This is a genomic window from Chitinophaga sp. NPDC101104 (genome assembly GCF_050277495.1).
Lineage (GTDB): Bacteria > Bacteroidota > Bacteroidia > Chitinophagales > Chitinophagaceae > Chitinophaga.
Genome location: NZ_JBNNSF010000001.1, coordinates 1,217,696 through 1,238,814, shown reverse-complemented (window position 1 = coordinate 1,238,814; position 21,119 = coordinate 1,217,696). Strand labels below are relative to the sequence as shown.

General features: G+C 54.1%; 15 protein-coding genes. 5 read left to right on the top strand and 10 right to left on the bottom strand.

The window, feature by feature from the left end:
• Positions 1-229 precede the first annotated feature (229 nt).
• Positions 230-1,549 (bottom strand): NCS2 family permease, encoded by a 1,320-nt coding sequence (locus ACQKLP_RS05150; RefSeq protein WP_427320692.1) that lies wholly within the window; start codon positions 1,547-1,549, stop codon positions 230-232.
• 47 nt (positions 1,550-1,596) lie between these two features.
• Here ACQKLP_RS05150 and ACQKLP_RS05145 point away from each other — a divergent pair, with 47 nt between their 5' ends.
• Both ACQKLP_RS05145 and pdeM read left to right on the top strand, forming a co-directional pair.
• Entirely contained in the window at positions 1,597-4,041 is a 2,445-nt protein-coding gene (locus ACQKLP_RS05145; RefSeq protein ID WP_427320690.1) for a ligase-associated DNA damage response DEXH box helicase, read from the top strand.
• Positions 4,042-4,181: 140 nt separating this feature from the next.
• Positions 4,182-4,832, top strand: coding sequence for a ligase-associated DNA damage response endonuclease PdeM (gene pdeM, locus ACQKLP_RS05140; protein WP_427320688.1), 651 nt, complete (start codon positions 4,182-4,184; stop codon positions 4,830-4,832).
• Here the strand turns inward: pdeM and ACQKLP_RS05135 are convergent.
• A complete protein-coding gene (locus tag ACQKLP_RS05135) occupies positions 4,822-5,205 on the bottom strand; it encodes a VOC family protein (protein WP_427320686.1) in 384 nt (127 codons plus the stop codon). The genes pdeM and ACQKLP_RS05135 overlap by 11 nt on opposite strands.
• A 647-nt stretch (positions 5,206-5,852) precedes the next feature.
• Positions 5,853-6,608, bottom strand: a complete 756-nt coding sequence (locus ACQKLP_RS05130; RefSeq protein WP_341842990.1) for an XRE family transcriptional regulator — start codon at positions 6,606-6,608, stop codon at positions 5,853-5,855.
• Between the two features lie 111 nt (positions 6,609-6,719).
• On the opposite strand from ACQKLP_RS05130, the gene ACQKLP_RS05125 reads away from it, so the two are divergent.
• Positions 6,720-7,184 carry a hypothetical protein gene (locus ACQKLP_RS05125; protein WP_427320684.1) on the top strand — a complete coding sequence of 155 codons (465 nt, stop codon included), beginning with the start codon at positions 6,720-6,722 and terminating at the stop codon, positions 7,182-7,184.
• 98 nt (positions 7,185-7,282) lie between these two features.
• Here ACQKLP_RS05125 and ACQKLP_RS05120 read toward each other — a convergent pair whose 3' ends face one another.
• On the bottom strand, positions 7,283-7,957 hold the full coding sequence (locus tag ACQKLP_RS05120; RefSeq protein ID WP_427320682.1) for an SdpI family protein: 675 nt from the start codon (positions 7,955-7,957) through the stop codon (positions 7,283-7,285).
• 128 nt (positions 7,958-8,085) lie between these two features.
• Between ACQKLP_RS05120 and dinB the strand changes: the two genes are divergently transcribed.
• Together dinB and ACQKLP_RS05110 are read left to right on the top strand one after the other, a co-directional pair.
• Positions 8,086-9,312: a DNA polymerase IV gene (dinB, locus tag ACQKLP_RS05115; RefSeq protein ID WP_427320680.1), complete on the top strand. Its 1,227-nt coding sequence runs from the start codon at positions 8,086-8,088 to the stop codon at positions 9,310-9,312.
• A gap of 1 nt (position 9,313) precedes the next feature.
• The gene (locus tag ACQKLP_RS05110) at positions 9,314-12,289 is read left to right on the top strand and encodes a DNA polymerase III subunit alpha (protein ID WP_427320678.1); all 2,976 of its coding nucleotides are present in this window, start codon (positions 9,314-9,316) and stop codon (positions 12,287-12,289) included.
• Positions 12,290-12,528: 239 nt separating this feature from the next.
• Here ACQKLP_RS05110 and ACQKLP_RS05105 read toward each other — a convergent pair whose 3' ends face one another.
• The 6 genes from ACQKLP_RS05105 to ACQKLP_RS05080 form a co-directional block, all read right to left on the bottom strand.
• Positions 12,529-13,851: an aspartate kinase gene (locus tag ACQKLP_RS05105; RefSeq protein ID WP_427320676.1), complete on the bottom strand. Its 1,323-nt coding sequence runs from the start codon at positions 13,849-13,851 to the stop codon at positions 12,529-12,531.
• Positions 13,852-13,871: 20 nt separating this feature from the next.
• The gene (locus tag ACQKLP_RS05100; RefSeq protein WP_126245139.1) at positions 13,872-14,948 is read right to left on the bottom strand and encodes an Ldh family oxidoreductase; all 1,077 of its coding nucleotides are present in this window, start codon (positions 14,946-14,948) and stop codon (positions 13,872-13,874) included.
• A 13-nt stretch (positions 14,949-14,961) separates the two neighbouring features.
• Positions 14,962-15,273 (bottom strand): DUF3467 domain-containing protein, encoded by a 312-nt coding sequence (locus ACQKLP_RS05095; RefSeq protein WP_341842983.1) that lies wholly within the window; start codon positions 15,271-15,273, stop codon positions 14,962-14,964.
• Between the two features lie 86 nt (positions 15,274-15,359).
• On the bottom strand, positions 15,360-16,226 hold the full coding sequence (locus tag ACQKLP_RS05090; RefSeq protein ID WP_427320673.1) for a BT_3044 domain-containing protein: 867 nt from the start codon (positions 16,224-16,226) through the stop codon (positions 15,360-15,362).
• A gap of 26 nt (positions 16,227-16,252) precedes the next feature.
• The gene (locus ACQKLP_RS05085; RefSeq protein WP_427320671.1) at positions 16,253-17,740 is read right to left on the bottom strand and encodes a SusD/RagB family nutrient-binding outer membrane lipoprotein; all 1,488 of its coding nucleotides are present in this window, start codon (positions 17,738-17,740) and stop codon (positions 16,253-16,255) included.
• Positions 17,741-17,751: 11 nt separating this feature from the next.
• Positions 17,752-20,958 (bottom strand): SusC/RagA family TonB-linked outer membrane protein, encoded by a 3,207-nt coding sequence (locus ACQKLP_RS05080; RefSeq protein ID WP_427320669.1) that lies wholly within the window; start codon positions 20,956-20,958, stop codon positions 17,752-17,754.
• Positions 20,959-21,119: the final 161 nt, after the last annotated feature.

Here is a 21,119-nt window from a genome sequence, read left to right as displayed (position 1 = left end):
AGCGCATACATTACCGGGCTGATTTCACGGTATTTTCCGGTGAAGACCTTCAGCAATACATATGACAGCGTCCCGAAAACGAATAGTAAATGACGGTTGAACGATCAACGACAATTTTATCACGGAACTTTTTGTCGATTATGCTACATAAAACCAGCACCAACAGTACTACATAGCCAATGCCGGCTGAACGTTTAACCACATTTTTTATCGCTGAACTTATTGATAATTACTGTAACATAAAACTCAGCACGAACAGCACCGAAAGCACATACATTACCGGGCTGATCTCGCGGTATTTTCCGGTGAAGACCTTCAGCAAAACATAAGACAGCATGCCAAAAACGATCCCTTCCGCAATGCTGTAGGTATATGGCATCATGACAATGGCCAGGAACGCGGGGATCGCTTCCGTCACGTCATCGAAATTGATTTTTACGACCGCCCCCATCATCAGCATCCCTACGATGATGAGCGCAGGTGCAGTGGCCGCGGCGGGGATCATGGCGAAAAGCGGAGCGAAAAACAGCGCCAGGAGGAACATACCGGCAACCGTCACGGCCGTTAATCCCGTTCTCCCGCCCGAAGCGATGCCACTGGCGCTTTCCACATACGCCGTAACGACGCTGGTCCCCAATAACGCACCCGCTGTGGTACCCACCGCATCGGCGAACAGGGCTTGTTTGGCCCGGGGGATGCGGCCCCGGCTGTCGAGCAACCCCGCTTTGCTGCAGAGGCCAATGAGTGTTCCCACCGTATCGAACAGATTGACCATCAACAAAGTAAACAAGATAACGACCATATCCATCGAAAAAATCTTGTCGAATTCCAGCTGGAAGGCGATCGGTGAAATACTCGGCGGCAAGCTCATGATGCCGTGTTCCGGCCAGATGGTCAAACCCAGCGGGATACCGGCCAGTGTGGCGATGAGGATACCCAGCAACAACGCCGCATTGACTTTTTTGTACATTAATACGGCACTGACGATCAGCCCCAATAAGGCAATGAGTGGCCCCGCGCTCGTAATGTGCCCCATTTTCAGGATGACCCCGTCCAGCTTGCCATCTCCCACATGCCGCATGCCCGTTTCGATGATTCCGGCATTGGCCATCCCGATCAGCGCGATCAATAGTCCAATCCCCACAGATATTGCGTGCTTGAGGTTCTCGGGGATCGTATTGATGATCGCTTCCCGGATGTGAAAGAGCGACAGGAAAATGAAAATGATGCCTTCCAGGAAAACGGCCGTTAGCGCAAATTGCCAACTGTAGCCCATTCCCAGTACAATGGTGTAGGCGAAGAAGGCATTGAGCCCCATACCCGGCGCAAGCCCCACCGGTAACCGCGCATACAGCCCCATTACCAGCGTGCCGATGGCGGCGGCGAGGGCGGTGGCGGTGATGAGTGCGTTGAAATCCATCCCGGTTTTAGACAGGATCATGGGGTTGACGGCCAGGATATACGCCATGGTCGAAAAAGTAGTCAAACCCGCCAGCAGTTCCTGCCTGACAGTTGTACCGTGTTCGTGTAAACGAAAGAAATCGCGCATACGGCAAAGGTAGGCCATGCGGGAATTTTTCCTAATTTCATTGTCTGATGAAACAAACACCCGGCTGGCAAGCGATCGAACAGTGGCTGGGAGCGAAAGGACTGGCGCCTTTCGCCTTCCAGGAAGAAGCATGGGAACATTACCTCCAGGGCCGCTCCGGCCTGGTAAATGCCCCCACGGGCTTCGGCAAGACTTTTTCCTTATTCCTCGGCACCGTTATCCGCTGGATCAATGAGCATCCGGAAGATTACCGGTCCCGCACCGGCAATGGCCTCCGCCTCATGTGGATCACCCCCTTGCGGGCGCTGGCCAAAGACATTGGCCGTGCCATGGAAGAAGCCCTCCGGGAGCTCGGCGTACCCTGGGCCGTAGGGATCCGAAGTGGCGATACGCCCCTCAGCGTCCGGGAAAAACAGAAGCGCAACATGCCCGAAGTGCTCATTATCACGCCGGAATCCCTCCACATCCTCATCGCCCAGAAAGAATATCCCAAGCGGTTCGAATATCTCGAAACCATCGTGGCCGACGAATGGCATGAGCTCCTGGGCAGTAAGCGCGGCGTGATGACCGAGCTCGGCATCAGCCGGCTCCGCGGCCTCCGCCCCGATCTCCGCATCTGGGGCATTTCCGCGACTATCGGCAACCTCGACGAGGCGCTGGACGTACTGCTCGGCAACCTCCCCGGCGAACGGGTTATCGTTCGGGCAGACGTGCGCAAGGCCATCGAAGTGGAATCCATATTGCCCGACGAGATCGAAAAATACCCCTGGGCCGGGCATATGGGACTGCGGCTCCTCCACAAAGTGATCCCCGTCATCATGGAAAGCAATACCACACTGCTTTTCACCAATACCCGCGGACAGTCGGAAATATGGTACCACCAAATCCTCAAGGAATGCCCTGAGCTGGCAGGCGCCATCGCGCTGCACCATGGCTCAATCGACGCAGAGCTTCGCATCTGGGTGGAAGAAGCCCTACACACAGGGATCCTCAAACTGGTGGTATGCACCTCCAGCCTCGACCTCGGGGTAGACTTCCGCCCGGTAGACACCGTCATCCAGGTCGGCAGTCCGAAAGGCGTGGCGCGATTCCTGCAACGCGCCGGCCGAAGCGGCCACCGGCCCGATGCCGTCAGCCGGATCTGGTTCCTCCCTACCCACTCCCTCGAGCTGGTGGAGGCGGCTGCGTTGAAAGACGCCATGGCGCAAAATCTCATCGAAAGCCGGATGCCGGTCGTGCTGGCCTACGATGTGCTGCTGCAATACCTCATGACCCTCGGCGTGTCGGAGGGATTCAACCCGGATGAGATCAAAAACGAGGTGTTATCCACATTCTGCTTCCGGGACATGACGGAAGAGGAATGGAACTGGAGCCTGTCGTTCCTCGTATCCGGCGGCGAAGCACTCCAGGTCTACGACGAATACCATAAACTCCACCTCGTTGGTGATCGCTACTACTGCACAAGCAAGCAACAGGCTATGCGCCATCGCCTGCACATCGGCACCATCGTGAGCGACGCCATGTTGAAAGTCCGCTACCTCGCGGGCGGTTATGTCGGCGTCATCGAAGAATATTTCATTTCGCGGCTCACTCCCGGCGATAGCTTCCGGCTGAGCGGACATAACCTGGAGTTCGTCATGATCAAAGACATGACGGTCCTGGTACGCAAATCGAAATCGAAAAAAAGCATCGTCCCCAGCTGGAACGGGGGCCGGATGCCACTTTCCGCCAATTTGGGCAAAATGCTCCGCCGGAAATTCCACGAAGCCATGTCGGGCCAGGCACACGAGCCCGAAATCACGATACTTCAGCCCTTGTTCGAACTTCAGCAGTTACTTTCGCACATTCCGCGCGAGAATGAGCTGCTTATGGAACAAATCCAGACGGAAGACGGATACCATCTTTTCGTGTATCCGTTCGAAGGGCGGCTGGTCCATGAAGTGATGGCCATGTTGCTGGCCTGGCGGATCAGCCAGCGGCATCCCATCACTTTTTCCATCGCGATGAACGACTATGGTTTCGAACTGCTGAGCGACCAGCCGATACCTGTCGACGACAGTAATGCGGACGAGCTTTTCTCCGCCGACAATCTTACGGTAGATTTACAAAGCAGCGTGAATGCCACCGAAATGGCGCGCCGCAAGTTCCGCGACATTTCGGTGATCGCCGGGCTCGTGTTCCAGGGGTATCCCGGAAAATCAAAAGCCAACCGGCATTTGCAATCGTCCGCCTCCTTGCTGTTCAAGGTTTTCGAAGATTATGATGCGCAGAATATCCTCGTTCGGCAAGCCTACAACGAAGCGTTTTTCTACCAGATGGAAGAGGCCCGCTTGCGGGAAACCCTGGAACGGATACGGAACGGCAACATCGTGATCACGTTTCCTCAGCGACTGACGCCTTTCTGCTTCCCCATCAAGGTGGATAGCCTTCGTGAGGAGCTGACAAGCGAAAAACTGGAGGACCGCATTAAAAAAATGACACTCTGGCAATAGGGGATGCTGCCTGAGGAAGCTGCTATGAGGTTTGCGCAAACCGCCATAAAACAGCTACATATATAAGGCATTCATGCTGGCGAAACGGGTGAATGGAAAATAAAAAATCCTGGCAACGGTCCAGATAAAATAAACGAAAATTGGAAGACATTCGGTACGAGTTCAAGGGCGGACACTGGCGGCTTTCCGCCGGAAAAGCATTGTATTGGGAAGAAGAGCGGGCGCTGATCGTGGCAGACCTGCATGTGGGAAAGGCGGCGCATTTCCGGAAAGCGGGCATTGGTGTGCCGGCGAACATCGTGCAGGAAGATCTTTACCGTTTGCAGCAGCTGATCACGAAATACAATCCCGAGCGGTTGATCGTAGTGGGCGATATGTTCCACAGTTCGGCAAATAATGAAGTGCAGTATTTCCGTATTTGGCGAAACCAGTTTCCACACATCCGGTTCGAGCTGGTGACGGGTAACCATGATATTATGGACCCGGGGGTCTATGCTTCATTAGGGATCGATTTGATGGAGTCGCTGCAGGTAGATGGAATTTATTTCGTGCACGATCCGAAGGACAGGCTGCCAGATAACGGGGAAACGTATGCAGTTTCGGGGCATATACACCCGGGGGTCTGGATGGTGGGATACGGCAGGCAGCGGCTACGGCTGCCCTGTTTTTATTTCGGGCCGGAGGGCGCGATCCTGCCGGCGTTCAGCGTATTCACGGGATTGTATTCCCTGGAGCCTGCGGAGGTCGCAGCGGTTTTCGTGATCGGAGGAAATGGGATTTTCAAGGTTTGACGGCCGGTTCGTTCTCGGGAACGATACTTTTTCCGAAAGCGAGGATATTTCCGTCCGGGTCTTTGACGGCAAAGTCGCGGACACCATAGGGCCTGTCAGCCGGCGGGATGAAAGCATCGGCTCCTTTCGCTGCGATCTCCGTGAAATAATCGTCCACTTCGTCGCAAAAGATGTAGATATGTCCTTCGCCTATCGCCTTTTTGTTCCCATGTGATGCAGGGCCGGAGAGATGAATGAACACATTTCCGTGATGCAGCCCCACTACGCTGCCGAATTCAAAATCCAGGGTAAACCCCAGCGTTTCGGTGTAAAACACGGTGGCGGCCGCGAGTTCGCTGACATGGAAAATGGTAGCTGCGCATTCGGTTGTCATGATCCTGAATTTTTTGTAGACAGTTAAATGTACGTTTTTCCAGATAAGCGGGTGATCTCGAAAAGATCCCCCGCAATAATCCCAACAACTACGGCCCCCAGCCAATTCCATCCATCAAAAAATGCCGGAGGAACCTCCGGCATTGTCAATGGTTAACATGGGGTTTGCACAAGGATGAATTCCCTTGCATATGTCATAAGGCATTCTTCTATGTCAAAGCATTTGCAAATCAGCTGTAACCCTGATTCTGGGGAATAAAATCACTTCATGGGCCTGAAATGGCAACGTGCGTCATGGCTTATTAACAGGGCCAACGCAATTTATCCATCCAGCGATTTTACTTTCCCGATTCAAACACTAACATATTTGCACCAATCAAGGGCCAACGCAAATTTATCCCTCCACCGATTTTACTTTCCCGGTTCAAACACTAACATTTTTGCACCGATCAAGTGCCAACGCAAACTTATCCATCCAGGCGAGACAGTTCTTTCCCGGGACGAATACGAACATTTTTGCCCCGATTAGGGCGAACGCAATCTTACTCATCCAGGCATGATGTTACTTTCCCGGAACGGGCACAGATTTAACGCCGATCCATTTCCAGAAAGGGTGAAATGCTGCACCCATCCTCGATCAAAGCCGAATCAATTCTTCATCTGCTTTTTCAGCATGCTCACCTGCTCCTGCAACTGGTTTACCATACCGGCGAGGTGGTTCACGCTCATTTTGTGCTGCTGGCCCATTTTCTGGATCACCGCATCCGCCGCCCAGATTTCCAATACTTCGTCCATATTCACGGAATACGGATCGTACATGGGGTTGTCGGACGCCAGGGTCACCTTCGCTTTCGAACGGTTGCTCTTCAACACCCGCTTGTATACGATGCCCTCGCGGTTCGTCACCACGATATACGCCTCGTTATTACGGATATCTTCCCAACCATCCACTTTGTGGCAAACCACTACCGACCCCGAAGGCGTCGGCAACATCGAATCGCCCGCGATCTCGAACGCACGGTACTGGCCCGCACCCAACATGGGCAACGTAAACGTATTCAACTCCTCGATGAACTCCTCATCGTTAAAGCCCGCCAGGTAACCCGCGGCCGCTTTTACCGGAACGAACACCACATTCTGACGGCTGGTACCACCCAACTTCTGCTGGCGCCTGCGCTCCAGGAAAGTTTCCTTCTGGGAACTCAGATCGCGCCGCAACAGATCGTCGATCGATACACGAAACATATCGCTCACCTGCTCCAACACTTCCGTCCGCGGCTCCGCCCGCTCTTCCTCATATGCCCCCAATAACGAACGCTTGATGTTGAGACGGTCCGCGAATTCCTGCTGCGTCCAGCCCTTTTGCTTGCGCAGGTATTTAAGATTTCGGCAAACAGTAGACATCCCTAAATTATTTAGTACAACAATGCTAACAAAATTAGCAAATATTTTTTGTAATAAAAAAATTTATCTGTGACTCAACGCTTATTTTTGCCCCGGACAAACTCAAACAATATGAACGCTTTGTTAGACATTCACTCGTACGTGCGCTGGCTCATCGTGATTTTCGGCGCCCTCGCCGTTATTCGCGCCATCGCCGGTGTTGCCGGTAAAAAGCCCTACGGCGCAGGCGATGCCAAGGCAGGCCTCTTCTTCATGATCTTCCTGGACATCCAGCTGCTCATCGGCCTCGTGCTCATGTTCACCAGCTCCCTCACTAAATCCGCTTTCGGCAATATGGGCGCCGCTATGGGCGATAAAGTGCTCCGCTTCTTCACCGTAGAGCACACCCTTCTCGCCATCGTGGCCATCGCCATGGTCCACATCGGCCGCTCCAAGATCAAAAAAGCAGATTCCGATGCCAAAAAACAGAAGACCGCCCTCATCTTCTTCAGCATCGCCCTCGTGCTCCTCCTCGCCCTCATTCCCTGGCCCGGCCGCGAACTGATCGGCAGAGCACTCCTCCCTTCCCTCCGCTAATGGTTTATATACCATAAAAAAAAGTAAGAACAGGTTTTCCCGTTCTTACTTTTTTTTGCCCGGAGGTCGCTTGCCATGAGCTCCGTGCGTTCGACGATTCAGCCCTGGGTTTTATAAAACAGCCGGTAAGAATAAATGTAAGGCAGCGCCGCCAGCGCCATTGCCGCGAAAATAAACAGGAACACCCCGCTGATCACCGGCAGGAACATTCCCGCCACCATGATCACGATCCCCGCGTACAGCCACAAACGCCCCGCCATATGGTGCGTTTCCGTCCAGATCGCATCGCTCGCCAGCGTCCACGGCGTGCGCACCCCCACGAAATAATTCGGTTTCAGGTGCCGCAAAAAGACGCCCAGCGCCGCAATCAGCAATCCAACCCCCACAAACACCCATTTTTCCACGAAAATCTCCTTGCCGCGCGAAATGAGGAAGATCACGATCGCCGTAAACACCGCCAGATATATATGTATCCGGAACCGGATGCGGTAATATTCACCCATATACGCCTTGAACTCGGCGGGCGTCTCGTCCCACGTCTCCCGCTTCGGAATATAACGGAACAGCGCGTACAGCAGCCCGTTCGTAAAAAAGAGGAAAATCATCAGGAGCAAAAACTCGCTTTTTCTCACCACACCATCGGCCTCGCCATTTATATTGAAATTGGTGGGTATGCTGGCGGGAAGCTGGTTCCAGATCAGTGCCAGGTAAACCATCGGCCCTAACAACAGTGCCAGCAGCAGGAACTCTTTGACATAATCCGTGTGTTTCATAACGAAATGGATTAGTACATCTATTTAAACAAACGCCGGATGCCTTTGGTTTATTTTTCTTTTTTCTTTGCCAACAACATTAGTAATACTAATTTTTTTAGTATTTTTGGATGCAAAGACACGATTTTATGTTGTTAGACGGCCAACGAACGATCGCGCATTTCGACCTGGACTGCTTTTTCGTATCGGTCGAATGCCTGAAGGACCATAGCCTCAAAGGCAAGCCCCTGCTGGTGGGCGGTAAGAGCGACCGCGCCGTGGTGGCGGCTTGCAGCTATGAAGCCCGTACGTTCGGCATCCACTCCGCCATGCCCATGAAAATGGCCTTGCGGCTTTGTCCGCACGCGATCGTCCGCAGCGGGGACTTTGAAGAATACAGCCATTTTTCGCGGGAAGTGACCGATATCATCGCCGGCTCCGCACCGTTGTACGAAAAATCGTCGATCGATGAATTTTACCTGGACCTGACAGGGATGGACAAATATTTCGGCTCCCTCAAATGGACGTCCGAGCTCCGCCAGCAGATCATGCACAAAACCCGCCTGCCCATTTCCCTGGGCCTGGCGTCGAATAAAATGGTGTCGAAAGTGGCGACCAACGAAGCCAAGCCCAACGGACAGCTTTCCATCCCCTTCGGACAGGAAAAAGGTTTCCTGGCGCCCATGCCCGTCGAAAAAATCCCCATGGTGGGCAAGGAAACGGCGGCACAATTGCGGCGGCGCGGGGTGGAAACGGTAAAAACGCTCAGCGAGATCCCGGTAGGATTGCTGGAGGCGTGGATGGGAAAAAACGGCATTTCACTGTGGAACAAGGCCAATGGGATCGATGAATCGCCCGTAGTGCCATTCCATGAACAGAAATCCATCTCCACGGAATCGACGTTCCCGCAAGACACGATCGACCTGGGGTTCATGCACGGCGAACTGGTGCGGATGACGGAGAAGATCGGGTTCGAGCTCCGGCAGCAAAACCGGCTCACGGGCTGCGTTACGGTCAAAATCCGGTATTCGGACTTCGAAACGGTGACCAAACAATTGAGCATACCGTATTCGTCCAGCGATCACGTGCTGCTGGGCCACGTCAAACAACTGTTCACCAAGCTGTACGACCGGCGGTTGTTGGTACGGCTTATAGGGATCCGGTTCAGCAACCTCGTGTCGGGGAATTACCAGATCAGTCTTTTCGACGATACGGCGGATATGATATCGCTGTACCAGGCGATCGACAGTATCAAATCGCAATTCGGATGGCAATACCTGATGCGCGGCAGTAGCAGCAGCGGCAATTTTGAGCAGCAGCTACAACCGTTCCAGAAAGAAACATTTATTATGAAACGACGATATCCCGGACACTGATATGTACCTGAATTGCAAATCCTGGTTCAGCCTGCGGTACGGCACGATCCGTACGGACGAGCTCGTATCCGTGGCCAAAGCGCACGGCATCACATCGCTGGCGCTCACGAACATCAATGCCACCACCGATGCATGGATGTTCGTGCAGGAATGCATGCAGCAGGACATCAAGCCCGTCCTGGGACTGGAATGCCGCAACGGCACGGCGTTCCGGTATATTTTACTGGCGCAGGACATGGAAGGATGGATGGCCATTAACCGGTTTTTATCGCGCCATTTGCAGACCGGCGAACCCTATCCGGACCGCGCGCCATATCTGCCAAGCACCTTCGTCATCTATGCCTGGGGAGCGTTTCCGCTGACATCCCTGGCAGCACACGAACTGATGGGGGTCCGTCCGCGGGAGCTGAACCGGCTCTTCCGTACGGATACCCGTCAACATGCCGGAAAGCTCGTTATTCTCCAACCCCTTAGCTTTCAAAATGAAGAATCCCAGCGGTTGCACCGCGTGCTCCGGGCGGTAGACAACAACTTGCTGATCAGCCAGTTGCCGCCGGAAGAAGTAGCCGGAACGGACGAGTGTTTCATCCCGCCGTTCCAGCTGCTGGAGCATTTCAAGGAATTCCCGCACATCGTCCGCAACACCCTCAGGGTAATGGAGGAATGCCAGCTGCACTTCACGTTCGGCCAGCATTTGAATAAAAAACGGTTTACGCATAGCCGGGACGGCGACCGCCAGCTGCTCCGCGATCTTGCTTACGAAGGGATGGAATACCGGTACGGGATGGGGAATGCGGAGGCGAAGCAGCGGATCGACAAAGAACTCCTGATCGTCGACCAACAGGATTTCAATGCGTATTTCCTTATTACCTGGGACATTGTGCGGTACGCGCGGCACCGGGATTTTTTCCATGTGGGCCGGGGAAGCGGCGCCAATTCCATCATTGCGTATTGCCTGGGCATTACGAATGTAGACCCCATCGCGCTGGACCTTTATTTCGAGCGGTTCCTTAATCCGCACCGCACATCGCCCCCGGATTTCGATATCGATTTTTCGTGGCGCGACCGCGACGAGATCTTCGATTACATCTTCAGGAAATATACTTCGGAACACACGGCACTATTGGGAACGGTAGCTACTTTCCAAACGAACGCCATTGTGCGGGAATTGGGGAAAGTATACGGATTGCCGAAAGGCGAAATCGATAAAATCCTCGAAAACCCATACCAGGTGAAGCTCGGGGAAGACAGTACCCACCTGCGCATTATCAGGTACGGCCGCATGCTCGACCGTTTCCCGAACCATCTGAGCATACATGCGGGCGGGGTCCTGATCAGCGAAGCACCCATCCATCAATACTGCGCTACGCATATGCCCCCGAAAGGACTGAGCACCGCGCAGCTGGACATGCACCTGGCCGAGGCGATCGGGCTGCACAAGTTCGATATCCTCAGTCAACGCGGCCTCGGCCATATCCGTGATACGCTGGATATTATCAAAGAAAACCGGGGTGTGGAGATCGATATCCACGACGTGAAAACCTTTATGGAAGATACGCGCGTCCGGGACGCGCTGCGAAATGTGCAGACGATCGGGTGTTTTTATATCGAATCGCCCGCTATGCGGCAACTGCTGCGCAAGTTGCGTTGCGACGATTACATCACGCTGGTAGCAGCCAGTTCCATTATCCGGCCGGGCGTGGCGCAGGCCGGGATGATGCGGCAATATGTATTGAATTTTCACCGGCCGGAGGAAGTGGAATACCTTCACCCCATCATGAAAACCTTGCTGGGAGAGACCTACGGCGTGATGGTCTACCAGGAAGACGTGATCAAGGTAGCGCATCACTACGCCAATCTCGACCTGGCAGACGCGGATACTTTGCGGCGCGCCATGGCAGGGAAGTACCGCGGCCAGCAGAATTTCGAAAAGATCAAAAACCTTTTTTTCGACAATTGTGAAAAGCTCGGCCGGCCGAGGGCCGTCAGCGAAGAAGTCTGGCGGCAGATCGCGAGCTTTGCGAATTTTTCATTTTCCAAAGCACATTCGGCCAGTTTTGCGGTGGAAAGTTACCAGAGCTTATACCTCAAAACTTATTTCCCGGCAGAGTTCATGGTGGCCGTGATCAACAATTTCGGCGGATTTTACAACCGCGAGCTGTATTTCCGGGAGCTCCGGAAAACGGGCGCCCGCATCCATCCGCCCTGCGTCAATCAAAGTGATTACCTGACCAATATCAAGGGGAACGATGTGCATGTCGGGTTCATCCATGTGGAGAAGCTGGAACAATCCTGGATGGAATCGGTGCTGGAAGAGCGGCGGATGAACGGGCGGTTCGCAGGGATGGAGGATTTCGTAAACCGGACGCAGCCGGGCGCCGCGCAACTGGAAATCCTCGTTCGTATCGGAGCATTTCATTTCACGAAAGAAACGAAGAAAAACCTCTTGTGGAAAAGTGCGGCATTACTCCGCAAGGAAACGCTCGACCCCGCGCGGCCAGGGCTTTTCCAGGAACCTTCGCGCAACTGGGCGCTGCCGGCGCTTTCGTACCACGAGCATGAAGATGCGTTCGACGAGATCGAATTGCTGGGATTCCCGCTCTCCTCTCCTTTCGACGTGCTGCAGCACGATCAGCGTGCATACACGCCCGTGGCGGAACTGGAAAATCATCTCGGTCAAAATGTAACCATGCTCGGCAACCTCGTAACGCTGAAACATGTGTATACATCGAAGCAGGAGCCCATGTGCTTCGGCACTTTCCTCGACCGTAACGGCGATTTCCTGGACACGGTGCATTTCCCCGACAGCCTGCGGCGGTACCCGTTCCAGAAAAGCGGGTTCTATATCCTGGAAGGAAAGGTGATCGAGGAATTCGGCGTGTATTCGCTGGACGTTTTCCGGATGCGGAAGATCGGTTACTTCGAAGGCAAAGCGAAGGAAACCGGGACCGCCGGTGTGCAATTGCGCTCCGCGTGATGCATCATCCGCCCGTACCTGCTCCTGAAAGCGGATGTTCGGCGAATAACATTTCCCGTCATTTTGATGCCGGGTTCCGGAGAAAAAGTATTCCGCCGGACGTCCATTCAAATCCGGCTGTTGCGCTACCGGAACGCACGGCCCCTACCATTTAACCTGTCTCTTTCCGCCTCTCATCCCAATAAAAAAGGCTGAAGCAACATCTGCTTCAGCCTGTATCGTCGATCAACATCCGTCAACTATTCCAGCCCGAACAGGCCTTTGTTCAGCAGCTGGAGTGTTTTCTCCTTGTGCTGACCGCCTACGAGGATGGAAATGTTATGCCTGCTGCCGCCGTAAGAAATCATGCGGAGGGGCACTTCGTTGAGGGAATCGAACAGTTTTTTGAGGATGGACGGAGTAGCCGCCACTTCGTTGCCCACGATGGAAACGATGGCCTGGTGATGGTCCAGCTCAACGGTACCAAAGGGTTGCAGTTCCTTGAGGATCTGGTCGAGATGGCGCTGATCGTCGATCGTAATGGAAACGGCCACTTCGGAAGTGGTGATCATATCGATCGGGGTGCGGTATTTCTCGAAGATCTCGAAGATTTTGCGGAGGAAGCCGTAAGCGAGGAGCATGCGGCTGGATTTGATTTTGATGGCGATGATGCCGTCTTTCGCAGCGATGGCTTTCACGCCGTTGCCGTTGGGCATTTCGGTGATGATGGTGCCTTTGGCTTCGGGCTGCATGGTGTTCAGCAGTTTCACGGGAATGTTGAAATGCTGTGCGGGCCAGATAGACGCGGGATGGAGGATTTTTGCACCGAAATATGCCAGCTCGGCCGCTTCGTCGAACGACAGTTGCTCGATGGGGAAGGTTTTTTTCACGACACGGGGATCGTTGTTGTGCATCCCGTCGATGTCCGTCCAGATTTGAACTTCCTTTGCCTGGATCGCAGCGCCGATGAGGGAAGCGGAATAATCGCTGCCGCCGCGTTTCAGATTGTCCACTTCTCCGCGCGCGTTGCGGCAGATATAGCCTTGCGTGATGAAAGTGGTTTCGCCTTTATGCTGTTCGAGGAGCTGGTTGAGTTTTACTTTGATGCGCGGAATCTCGGGCTCTTCGAACTCGTCGATGCTCATGAACTCGAGTGCGGGCAGCAATACGGATTTCACGCCCGCTTCCGCCAGGTAGGCGCCGAACAGTTTGGTAGACAGCAGTTCGCCCTGGGCGAGGATGTCTTTGTTCAGTGCTTCGTTGAAGGAAATGCGGAGGATGATATTGAGAAACTCGAAATGTTCGTCTACGATGACTTTGGCGGCGTCCCGTCCGGCATCGGTCTTCACCAGTTCCAGGCAGAAGGAACGATAGTGGCTTTCCAGTTTGTCGATCAGCTGTTTCGCTTCGGCCTTTTTTCCTTCGGCGAGCGAATTACCGATTTCGACAAGTGCATTGGTAGTTCCGGAGAGAGCGGACAGTACCACGATTTTGGCATCAGCGTCTGCTGTGATCAACTGCGCCACGGAATGCATACGTTCCGGTTTGCCAACCGAGGTTCCGCCAAATTTTAAGACTTTCATTTGTTTGTGGTATATATTACTTAAAAATTGATTTTAAATTTCGATGCTACTTCGCCGAGGTCTTTGACGACGGGGGCGAGTATTGGGATGCCGGCTTCGAGCCGGTGGGCCTGCATTTCGCGTTCGGGATCGCCAGGGATGAGGACTTTTTCCTCGCCGGGAACGGTTTGCGCGCTGCGGAAGCGATTGATCCAGGTGTCCATGTGCGCCTTGAATTCGTCTGCCGGGCGGAATGCGTCGGTGCGCATGGCGCCGAAGAAATGCCCGAGCCCTTTGCCCACGGGGTCTGGGGGAAGCGGGAGGAAACTGACGAACGGAGGTGCCCATGGGCCGTAGTTGGCGCCGGAAAGCACGGCCGAAAATATATCAACGATCGCACCCAGGCAATAGCCTTTATGGCTTCCATGTTCGCGGTCGCCGCCAAGGGGCAGCAGGGCGCCGCCGCTTTTGAGCTCGTTCGGGTTGGTGCTGGGATTGCCGTTTTTGTCCTGCACCCAGCCTTCGGGGGCTTCCTGTTCCTTGCGCTGGAGGATCTCCAGCTTACCGTTCGCCGCCGTGGTGGTGGCGAAATCGGCTACGAAAGGCGGTTGCTCCCCTGCCGGGATCGCCACGGCGATCGGATTGGTGCCCAACATCCGTTCGGTAGCGAAGGTAGGTGCTACCAGCGGGCTGGCGTTCGTCATCGCCATTCCGATCATATCCTGTTCCAGCGCCATCATGGCATGGTAGCCGGCTATCCCGAAGTGGTTGGAATGCCGTACGCTCACCCATCCCGTGCCTGCGACCTTAGCTTTGTCGATCGCTACCTGCATGGCAAAAGGAGCCACCACCAGCCCGAGACCTCCATCACCGTCCACTACCGCCGTAGAAGGCGTTTCATGAACGATCCGGATATCGGGCGTAGGGTTGATGCGGCCCGCTTCCCAAAGGCGAACGTACCCGCTTAAACGCGCAACCCCATGAGAATCAATCCCTCTAAGGTCGGCCGACAATAAAACGGTGGCTGCGAGATCGGCATGTCCGGCAGAACAGCCCATTTTCAGGAAAACATCACGGGTGAAATCCCGCAAATGCCCGTACGAAAAAATTTGCTCCATTCTCGTGGTTCGGTTATGCCTGGGCGGTGGGACCGCCGAAGTTCATCGGTAAGGAAACCGGCTCCTGGTCCTGGATCGTACCATGGGCGGATTCATATTTCTTTACATTGTCTGCCAGTGCTTTCATAAGGCGCTTGGCATGCTGCGGCGTCAAAATGATCCTTGACTTCACCCGGGCCTTCGGCAAACCGGGCATTACGTTGATAAAATCCACTACAAACTCTGACGGAGAATGCGTGATGATCGCCAGGTTGGCATACGTTCCGTCTGCTACTTCCTCGCTCAGTTCAATGTTCAGCTGTTGCTGCTCGTCTTGATTTTCCATTATTATGTGGATTAGAAAGCACAAAAATAAAAAACAGCCTCCGCATTTGGAGGCTGTTTTTAAAATAGAACTAACAAAGCAAAGACTTATTTGCGGGTGATCGTTTCCCGGACGATGCGGGGAGCCGCCGTATTATAGGCATAATTCAGCGTAAACGCCTTAGTAGCAGGGTCATACTTATTCACACCATAGTTCATGTCCACGTTGGGCGTGGCTCCGGCGGGCGTGATGGTCACGGAATTATCCGCATTGATCGTCAGCACCATCTGGTAACCGTTGGCACCGAGGTCGCCCAGGTTGCAAATCACCGAATTCGGGCCGGCGGTCACCAGGTCTTTATCCTCGTCGATGGCGCGCGGACCGTTTACCGGGTGGTAGAAAGTCCCTTTCGCCGCATACTTCCCGTCCCACTGGTTTTTAATGATCACCTGTACCAGTGCGGTATTGGGGCCTTTTGTGATAACCCCGTTCACGGCTTCGGTGAGGACGAAAGGCATCGCATACGACTTGGTGAGGTCGAGCAGGCTGGTATTAATGTTTATCTTGATGTACTGCGCGATTTCCCCCGATCCAAAACGAACTTCGTAGAGCCCGTTAACCTGTTTCACGGACGCGTCGAGGCTCCATGCGTTGGCGGGCAGCGCTTCAAAGTGCACGTGCCGGCTGTTGTTGATCTTGGTGATGAGCGCCGGGTCCGGCTTCACTTTCACGATGGTTTCCCCGTTCAAAACGCCTGCGCTGTGCGGCGCCCGGCTAATTTCGAGAATATTGACCGCCTGGGCGGTGGCCTTGTAATCGACCCCGAAAACGATCACCGTATCATCGGAACCCGGTATGCGCACCAGCGTCTGCCCTGCGCCGCCGAGTCCGTCGCTATCCTTCTGGCACGCTGCTGCAAGCAGCATTACGCCGCCGGAGATCATGATATTTTTGAGATGCTTTATAGTAAACATGCTAATTCGTTTATATATGAAATGAGTTATTGTTTGTCCCACCATACGCGGCCATCGTGGGTGTCGCCTCCGGAGATGCGCGCCGCGGCTTCGCCGTAATTCGCCTTGTTGAGGGTAATTTCGTTGGTAGGATAGCCGTAGCGGCGGGGGATTTTCTTGCTGACGTTAACAGCATACGGAGTAGGCTTGATAAAGGGCCAGCCGATCCGGCGCCATTCCGCCCAACCCTGCCAGGAGCTCGGGTACAGCGCGATCCATTTCTGGGTGCCGATTTTGCGAATTACTTCGCCGCCGGCGAACGATACTTTCGCATCGGCGATGTAGTTGTCATAGGCTGTTTGTTCGAACACGCCCCATTGCTCCCAGGAAGCTTTAATAGCCTCGTTGTAAAGTGTTTGGGCGTTTTCGGCCGTCCAGCCCATGGAAGCCGCTTCTGCACGGGAAAGCAGGATTTGGGCAGCGGTGATGATGTAATCGGGCGCATTTTCCGCTGTAATTTCCGGGCCGATTTTGGAAAAATCCGGATTGGCGGCCGTCCACGTAATGAGCAGTTCGCGGGTAAGGCCGTAAGGCACGCCTTTCACGACGCCACTATGCGGCTCACCGTATTTCGACGCCCGCGGGTCGGCGTATTTCTTCAGGGTATCGGCCATCGTTGCACTGATAGCGTAGTCGGTACGGCCATCGTACATCTGGTACCAGGGGTTCTTGTAGGAACCGCCGGGCCAGGGCATGATCGCGTTTTCGCTGTTCTGGTCGATAAGTCCGGCGGGGCTGGCCAGCGTTTCTGCGAAAGTGGTCTTGCCGAGGTTGCCGATCTCGCCATCGCGTTTGGACAGCCGCAGTGCGAGGATCATGCGCAGCGAGTTGGCGAAGCGTTTCCATTTCGCGGGGTCGCCCTCGAAAAGAATATCGCCTTTGACGTTAGCACCGCCGTCGAACTGGCCGATCGCTTCCTTCAATTCTTTCAGAAGATCGGTATAAATATCTTTTTGCGTGTCGTATTTGGGCGTCACCATCCCGGAAAGGGCTTCCTTGTAAGGCACATCGCCCCACAGATCGGTCACCTGCGCGAAAAAGTACGCTTTAAGGATGCGGGCAACGGCCAGCTGGTTCGCATTGGACCCTCCGGAAGTAACGGTCGGTTCGTTCTTCTTGTCGGCGTCGGTATTGTATTGAATGATCTTGTGCAGATCTTCCAGCGGGCCGGCGAAGTACTGCGACCATCCCCTGGCCGTCACCGAATACTGGGACTCGTCGGGGTACTGGGTCTGGGAAGTGTATTGCACGTACATGGCGCCTTCGTTGAGGAAACGCACGTCGAACGCGTAATTGACGTTCATGGAATTGCCACTTCCGAGATAAACCTGCACACCTGTCAGCAACGCAGACGTAACCGGCGATTCGCTCGCGTTGGGAGATTTGTTCAGGTCACCGAAATCTTTACAGCTTTCAGCGGTGAACAGGATCGATAGCAGCAGGCTGATGGAAATTTTATTGAAATGTCTTTTCATGATCTGATTTTTTAGAAACCGAGTTTCAGGTTAACACCGAAGGAACGAACGCCGGGCATTTGTCCGTTTTCACCGAAACGGCCAGACAGCTCGGAGGGATCGAATCCTTTTTCATCTGCATAGATCAGCCACACGTTGCGGGCCACCACGGAGATGTTGGCCTGTGTGAAAATCTTGGGTGCCCATTTTTTCACCGGCAGGTTGTATCCGAGGCTCACTTCGCGCAGCTTCACGTAGGAAGCGTCGTAGATGGACATGTCTGCGATGTTGCTGTTCGTACGGAACTGGTGCCAGTATGTCTGCGCATCTACGTAAGTCTTCACGGGCTTGCCGTCTGCATCAACACCGGAAACGTTCACGCCGCCGCCGTCTTCAACCGGGTCCCGAACGGGAATTCCTTTATCGTTGAGAACAGCGGTTTTGGCGTACAGCCCGGAGAATGATCCCCAGAAATCAGACAGGGAAAAATATTTACCGCCTTTCTGAAAATCGAGGGAAGCGGTCAGCGTAATGTCCTTGTAAGTGAACTGGTTGAACCATCCGCCCATGAAATCGGGCAGCACGGAACCGAAGTAAAGGTTTTGCTCCATGGCGTAAGTACCATCTGCATTCAGCACCGGCTGGCCGTTGATGCGCTTGATACCGTTGCCGCGCAGCTGGCCCCAGTCTTCACCTTCCGCGTGCACTACAGTTGCCACGCCAAAAGAAACGGCAGCACCTCCGCGGTCGGAGTTAGGCAGGGTGTAGGTTTTCACGTCTTCCGTGAGCTCTTTCACGACAGATTTGCTCTTGGAGAAATTGACGGTGGTTTCCCAATTGAAGTCGGCGGTCTTAACCGGCGTTGCATCCAGCTGCAGCTCGATACCATTACGCACCAGGCTGCCCGCGTTGATCACTTTGGAAAGGAAACCGCTGGCGTTGGATACGTTCACCGTCAGGATCTCGTTTTTCTTATTTTCCCGATAGTATGTGAAGCTGAGGCCCACGCGGTTTTGCAGGAACTTCAGGTCGGTACCCGCTTCGAACGAAGACGACAACGATGGCTCGATCGCGTTGTTCGGCAGCGTGTTCCGGGTGAACATCGGGGAGTTCTTGTTGAACTGCGTCGGCTCCAGCGAGTAGTTCAGCTCCAGCTGGTAAGGGTCCAGGTCGGAACCGATCTGCGCCCAACCCGCGCGGAGCTTACCGAACGAGAGGAAGGGAAGCGATTCTTTCAGGTATTCGCTGAACATGATGCTACCGCCGACGGACGGATACCAGTATGAGTTGTTGTCTTTCGGAAGCGCGGAGCTGATGTCGTTACGGATAGATGCGTCCACGAAGAAGATGTCTTTCCATCCGAGCGTGGTTCTGGCATAGGCGCTGCGCACAGTTTTGTAGAAGCGATCGTTGCTGTAGGTGATCGGGTCTTTAGAGTTCGACAGTGTGAACAGGTCGGGAACGGTTAGGCCGTTGACGGTGGAAGCGCTGATGAACGACGAAGCGTTTTTGCGGATGTTGCCGCCGAGGTTGAAATCGAAGCTCAGCGAGCGGTCGAAGAACTGGTTGGTGTAAGTGGCCAGACCTTCGTAGTTATCTTCCCTAACCCAGTCCTGTCGGGTGAAGTACCCTTGTTTCACGCCGGTTTGGGTGGCGCTGGTTTCGAGGATATACGGTGTTTTTTCTTCGCGGTTAACATTGAGTTCATTTCTCCGGATGAAAGCGGCTACTTTGAAGTGATCATTTAGTTTGTAGGTGAGGTTGATGTCACCGAAAACGCGGTTACGTTTCGCGAAGTTGTCGATGTTATCGAAGTAGGAGAAGAAATTGTACCAGTAGTTGGCGCCGTAGAATTTGAGCGGATTTGCGCCGCTGTAGAGTTCCGGGTTATTGTGGTTCCAGCTGGCGAGGGCGCCCTGCGGGGATTTGAGGCCGCGGAGCTCTTTAAGTTTGCCAAGATCCAGGTCGCGGTGGAACCATTGGTTGAACGAGCCGGACGAGTTATTGGAATAGCCGTCGTTGAATTCACCTTTCAGGTTTTCGGTCACGTAGTAGACGTTGGCGCCCACGGTGAAGTGGCTGCCCATGTCGAAGCTGGCCTGGGTGGAAAACGAGTTCTTGTCGAGACTGGAATTGGGGATAACGCCTTCACGTTGCAGGTTGGTGAAAGATACGCGGACGTTGTACCCTTCGCCAGCTTTTACGAAGTTGACATTGTTGTTGAACGAAAGGCCGGTGCGGTAAAAGTCGCGGACGTTATCCGGCTGCGCTTCGAGCTTGGCGGTTTTGCCGAAGTTAGCGCCGGGATACCAGGCGTACCAGGGGATATATTCCTGGCCTACCATTCGGGGGCCCCAGCTGGCGTCATCGGAATAATCGTGATAGAACTTTCCGTCCATCGCTTTCCATTCTTCGGGCTGACCTGCCTGCCAATTGTAGCGCATGAGGTTGCTGACCCCGCCGCCTGCGTATTCGTTTTGATAGTCGGGGAGGATGTAGACTTTATCGAAGGTGGTGGTTTGGTTGAGTTGGAGCCCGATACCGGGGTTGAGGCGGCCTTTTTTGGATGTGACTACAACTACCCCTGCGTCTGCGCGTTGGCCGTAGAGCGCGGTGGCGTTGGGGCCTTTGAGGACGGAGATGTTTTCCACATCGTCCATGTTGATATCGTCTGGGCTGACGGGCGTTCCGTCGAGGACGAAGAGTGGGTTTTTATCCGAGAGGGAGCCTGCGCCGCGGAGGCGGACAACTGCACCCTGGCCGATTTTGGCGCCCGACTGTCCCTGGATCTGGACGCCTGCTACTTTACCGGCGAGTGTGGAGCTGATGTTGGTTTCCCGGGTTTGGGTGAGCCTGGCGGCGTCCACTTGCTGAACGGCGTAGGGGACGGATTTCTGGGAGCGTTTGATGTTGAGGGCGGTAACCACTACTTCATCGAGGTTCGTGTTGTCGGTTTGAAGGACGACATCGAAGGTGGCGTTGGTGCCGGCGGGGATTTCCCTGTTGAGGTATCCCAGGCTACGGACGATGAGGACCGTGTTGTTTCCGGGGATGCTGAGCCGGAAGTTGCCGGATTGGTCGGTGGTGGTGCCTGTGGTGGTGCCTTTTATCTGGATGGTGGCGAAGGGGATGGGAGCTCCATCGTCTCCTCTGACCTTCCCCGTAATCTGGCGCTGTTGAGCATAAGCCAGACTACTGCTCACCACGGCAGTGGCGAGAAAAAGTAGAGCCTTTTTCATAGATGATTTAGATTTTGGTTGACACCCGCAAAATAGGTAGTTTTTTGAATCCGCAAAAATTTTAAGTTAAAACTTTGTTAAGGCTTATTAACGGTTCACTGCAACGGATATGCGGCGATTACTAGATAAGTTGTTGACTTTCAAATCCTCCTCCAACTTTT

Excerpts from the sequence above, each read along its gene's own strand:
- ACQKLP_RS05120 (WP_427320682.1), bottom strand. The coding sequence starts at position 7,957 with ATGAAACACACGGATTATGTCAAAGAGTTCCTGCTGCTGGCACTGTTG.
- ACQKLP_RS05110 (WP_427320678.1), top strand. The coding sequence starts at position 9,314 with ATGTACCTGAATTGCAAATCCTGGTTCAGCCTGCGGTACGGCACGATC.
- ACQKLP_RS05150 (WP_427320692.1), bottom strand. The coding sequence starts at position 1,549 with ATGCGCGATTTCTTTCGTTTACACGAACACGGTACAACTGTCAGGCAG.
- ACQKLP_RS05105 (WP_427320676.1), bottom strand. The coding sequence starts at position 13,851 with ATGAAAGTCTTAAAATTTGGCGGAACCTCGGTTGGCAAACCGGAACGT.
- ACQKLP_RS05145 (WP_427320690.1), top strand. The coding sequence starts at position 1,597 with ATGAAACAAACACCCGGCTGGCAAGCGATCGAACAGTGGCTGGGAGCG.
- ACQKLP_RS05095 (WP_341842983.1), bottom strand. The coding sequence starts at position 15,273 with ATGGAAAATCAAGACGAGCAGCAACAGCTGAACATTGAACTGAGCGAG.
- ACQKLP_RS05130 (WP_341842990.1), bottom strand. The coding sequence starts at position 6,608 with ATGTCTACTGTTTGCCGAAATCTTAAATACCTGCGCAAGCAAAAGGGC.
- ACQKLP_RS05100 (WP_126245139.1), bottom strand. The coding sequence starts at position 14,948 with ATGGAGCAAATTTTTTCGTACGGGCATTTGCGGGATTTCACCCGTGAT.
- dinB (WP_427320680.1), top strand. The coding sequence starts at position 8,086 with ATGTTGTTAGACGGCCAACGAACGATCGCGCATTTCGACCTGGACTGC.
- ACQKLP_RS05080 (WP_427320669.1), bottom strand. The coding sequence starts at position 20,958 with ATGAAAAAGGCTCTACTTTTTCTCGCCACTGCCGTGGTGAGCAGTAGT.
- ACQKLP_RS05085 (WP_427320671.1), bottom strand. The coding sequence starts at position 17,740 with ATGAAAAGACATTTCAATAAAATTTCCATCAGCCTGCTGCTATCGATC.
- ACQKLP_RS05090 (WP_427320673.1), bottom strand. The coding sequence starts at position 16,226 with ATGTTTACTATAAAGCATCTCAAAAATATCATGATCTCCGGCGGCGTA.
- ACQKLP_RS05135 (WP_427320686.1), bottom strand. The coding sequence starts at position 5,205 with ATGACAACCGAATGCGCAGCTACCATTTTCCATGTCAGCGAACTCGCG.
- ACQKLP_RS05125 (WP_427320684.1), top strand. The coding sequence starts at position 6,720 with ATGAACGCTTTGTTAGACATTCACTCGTACGTGCGCTGGCTCATCGTG.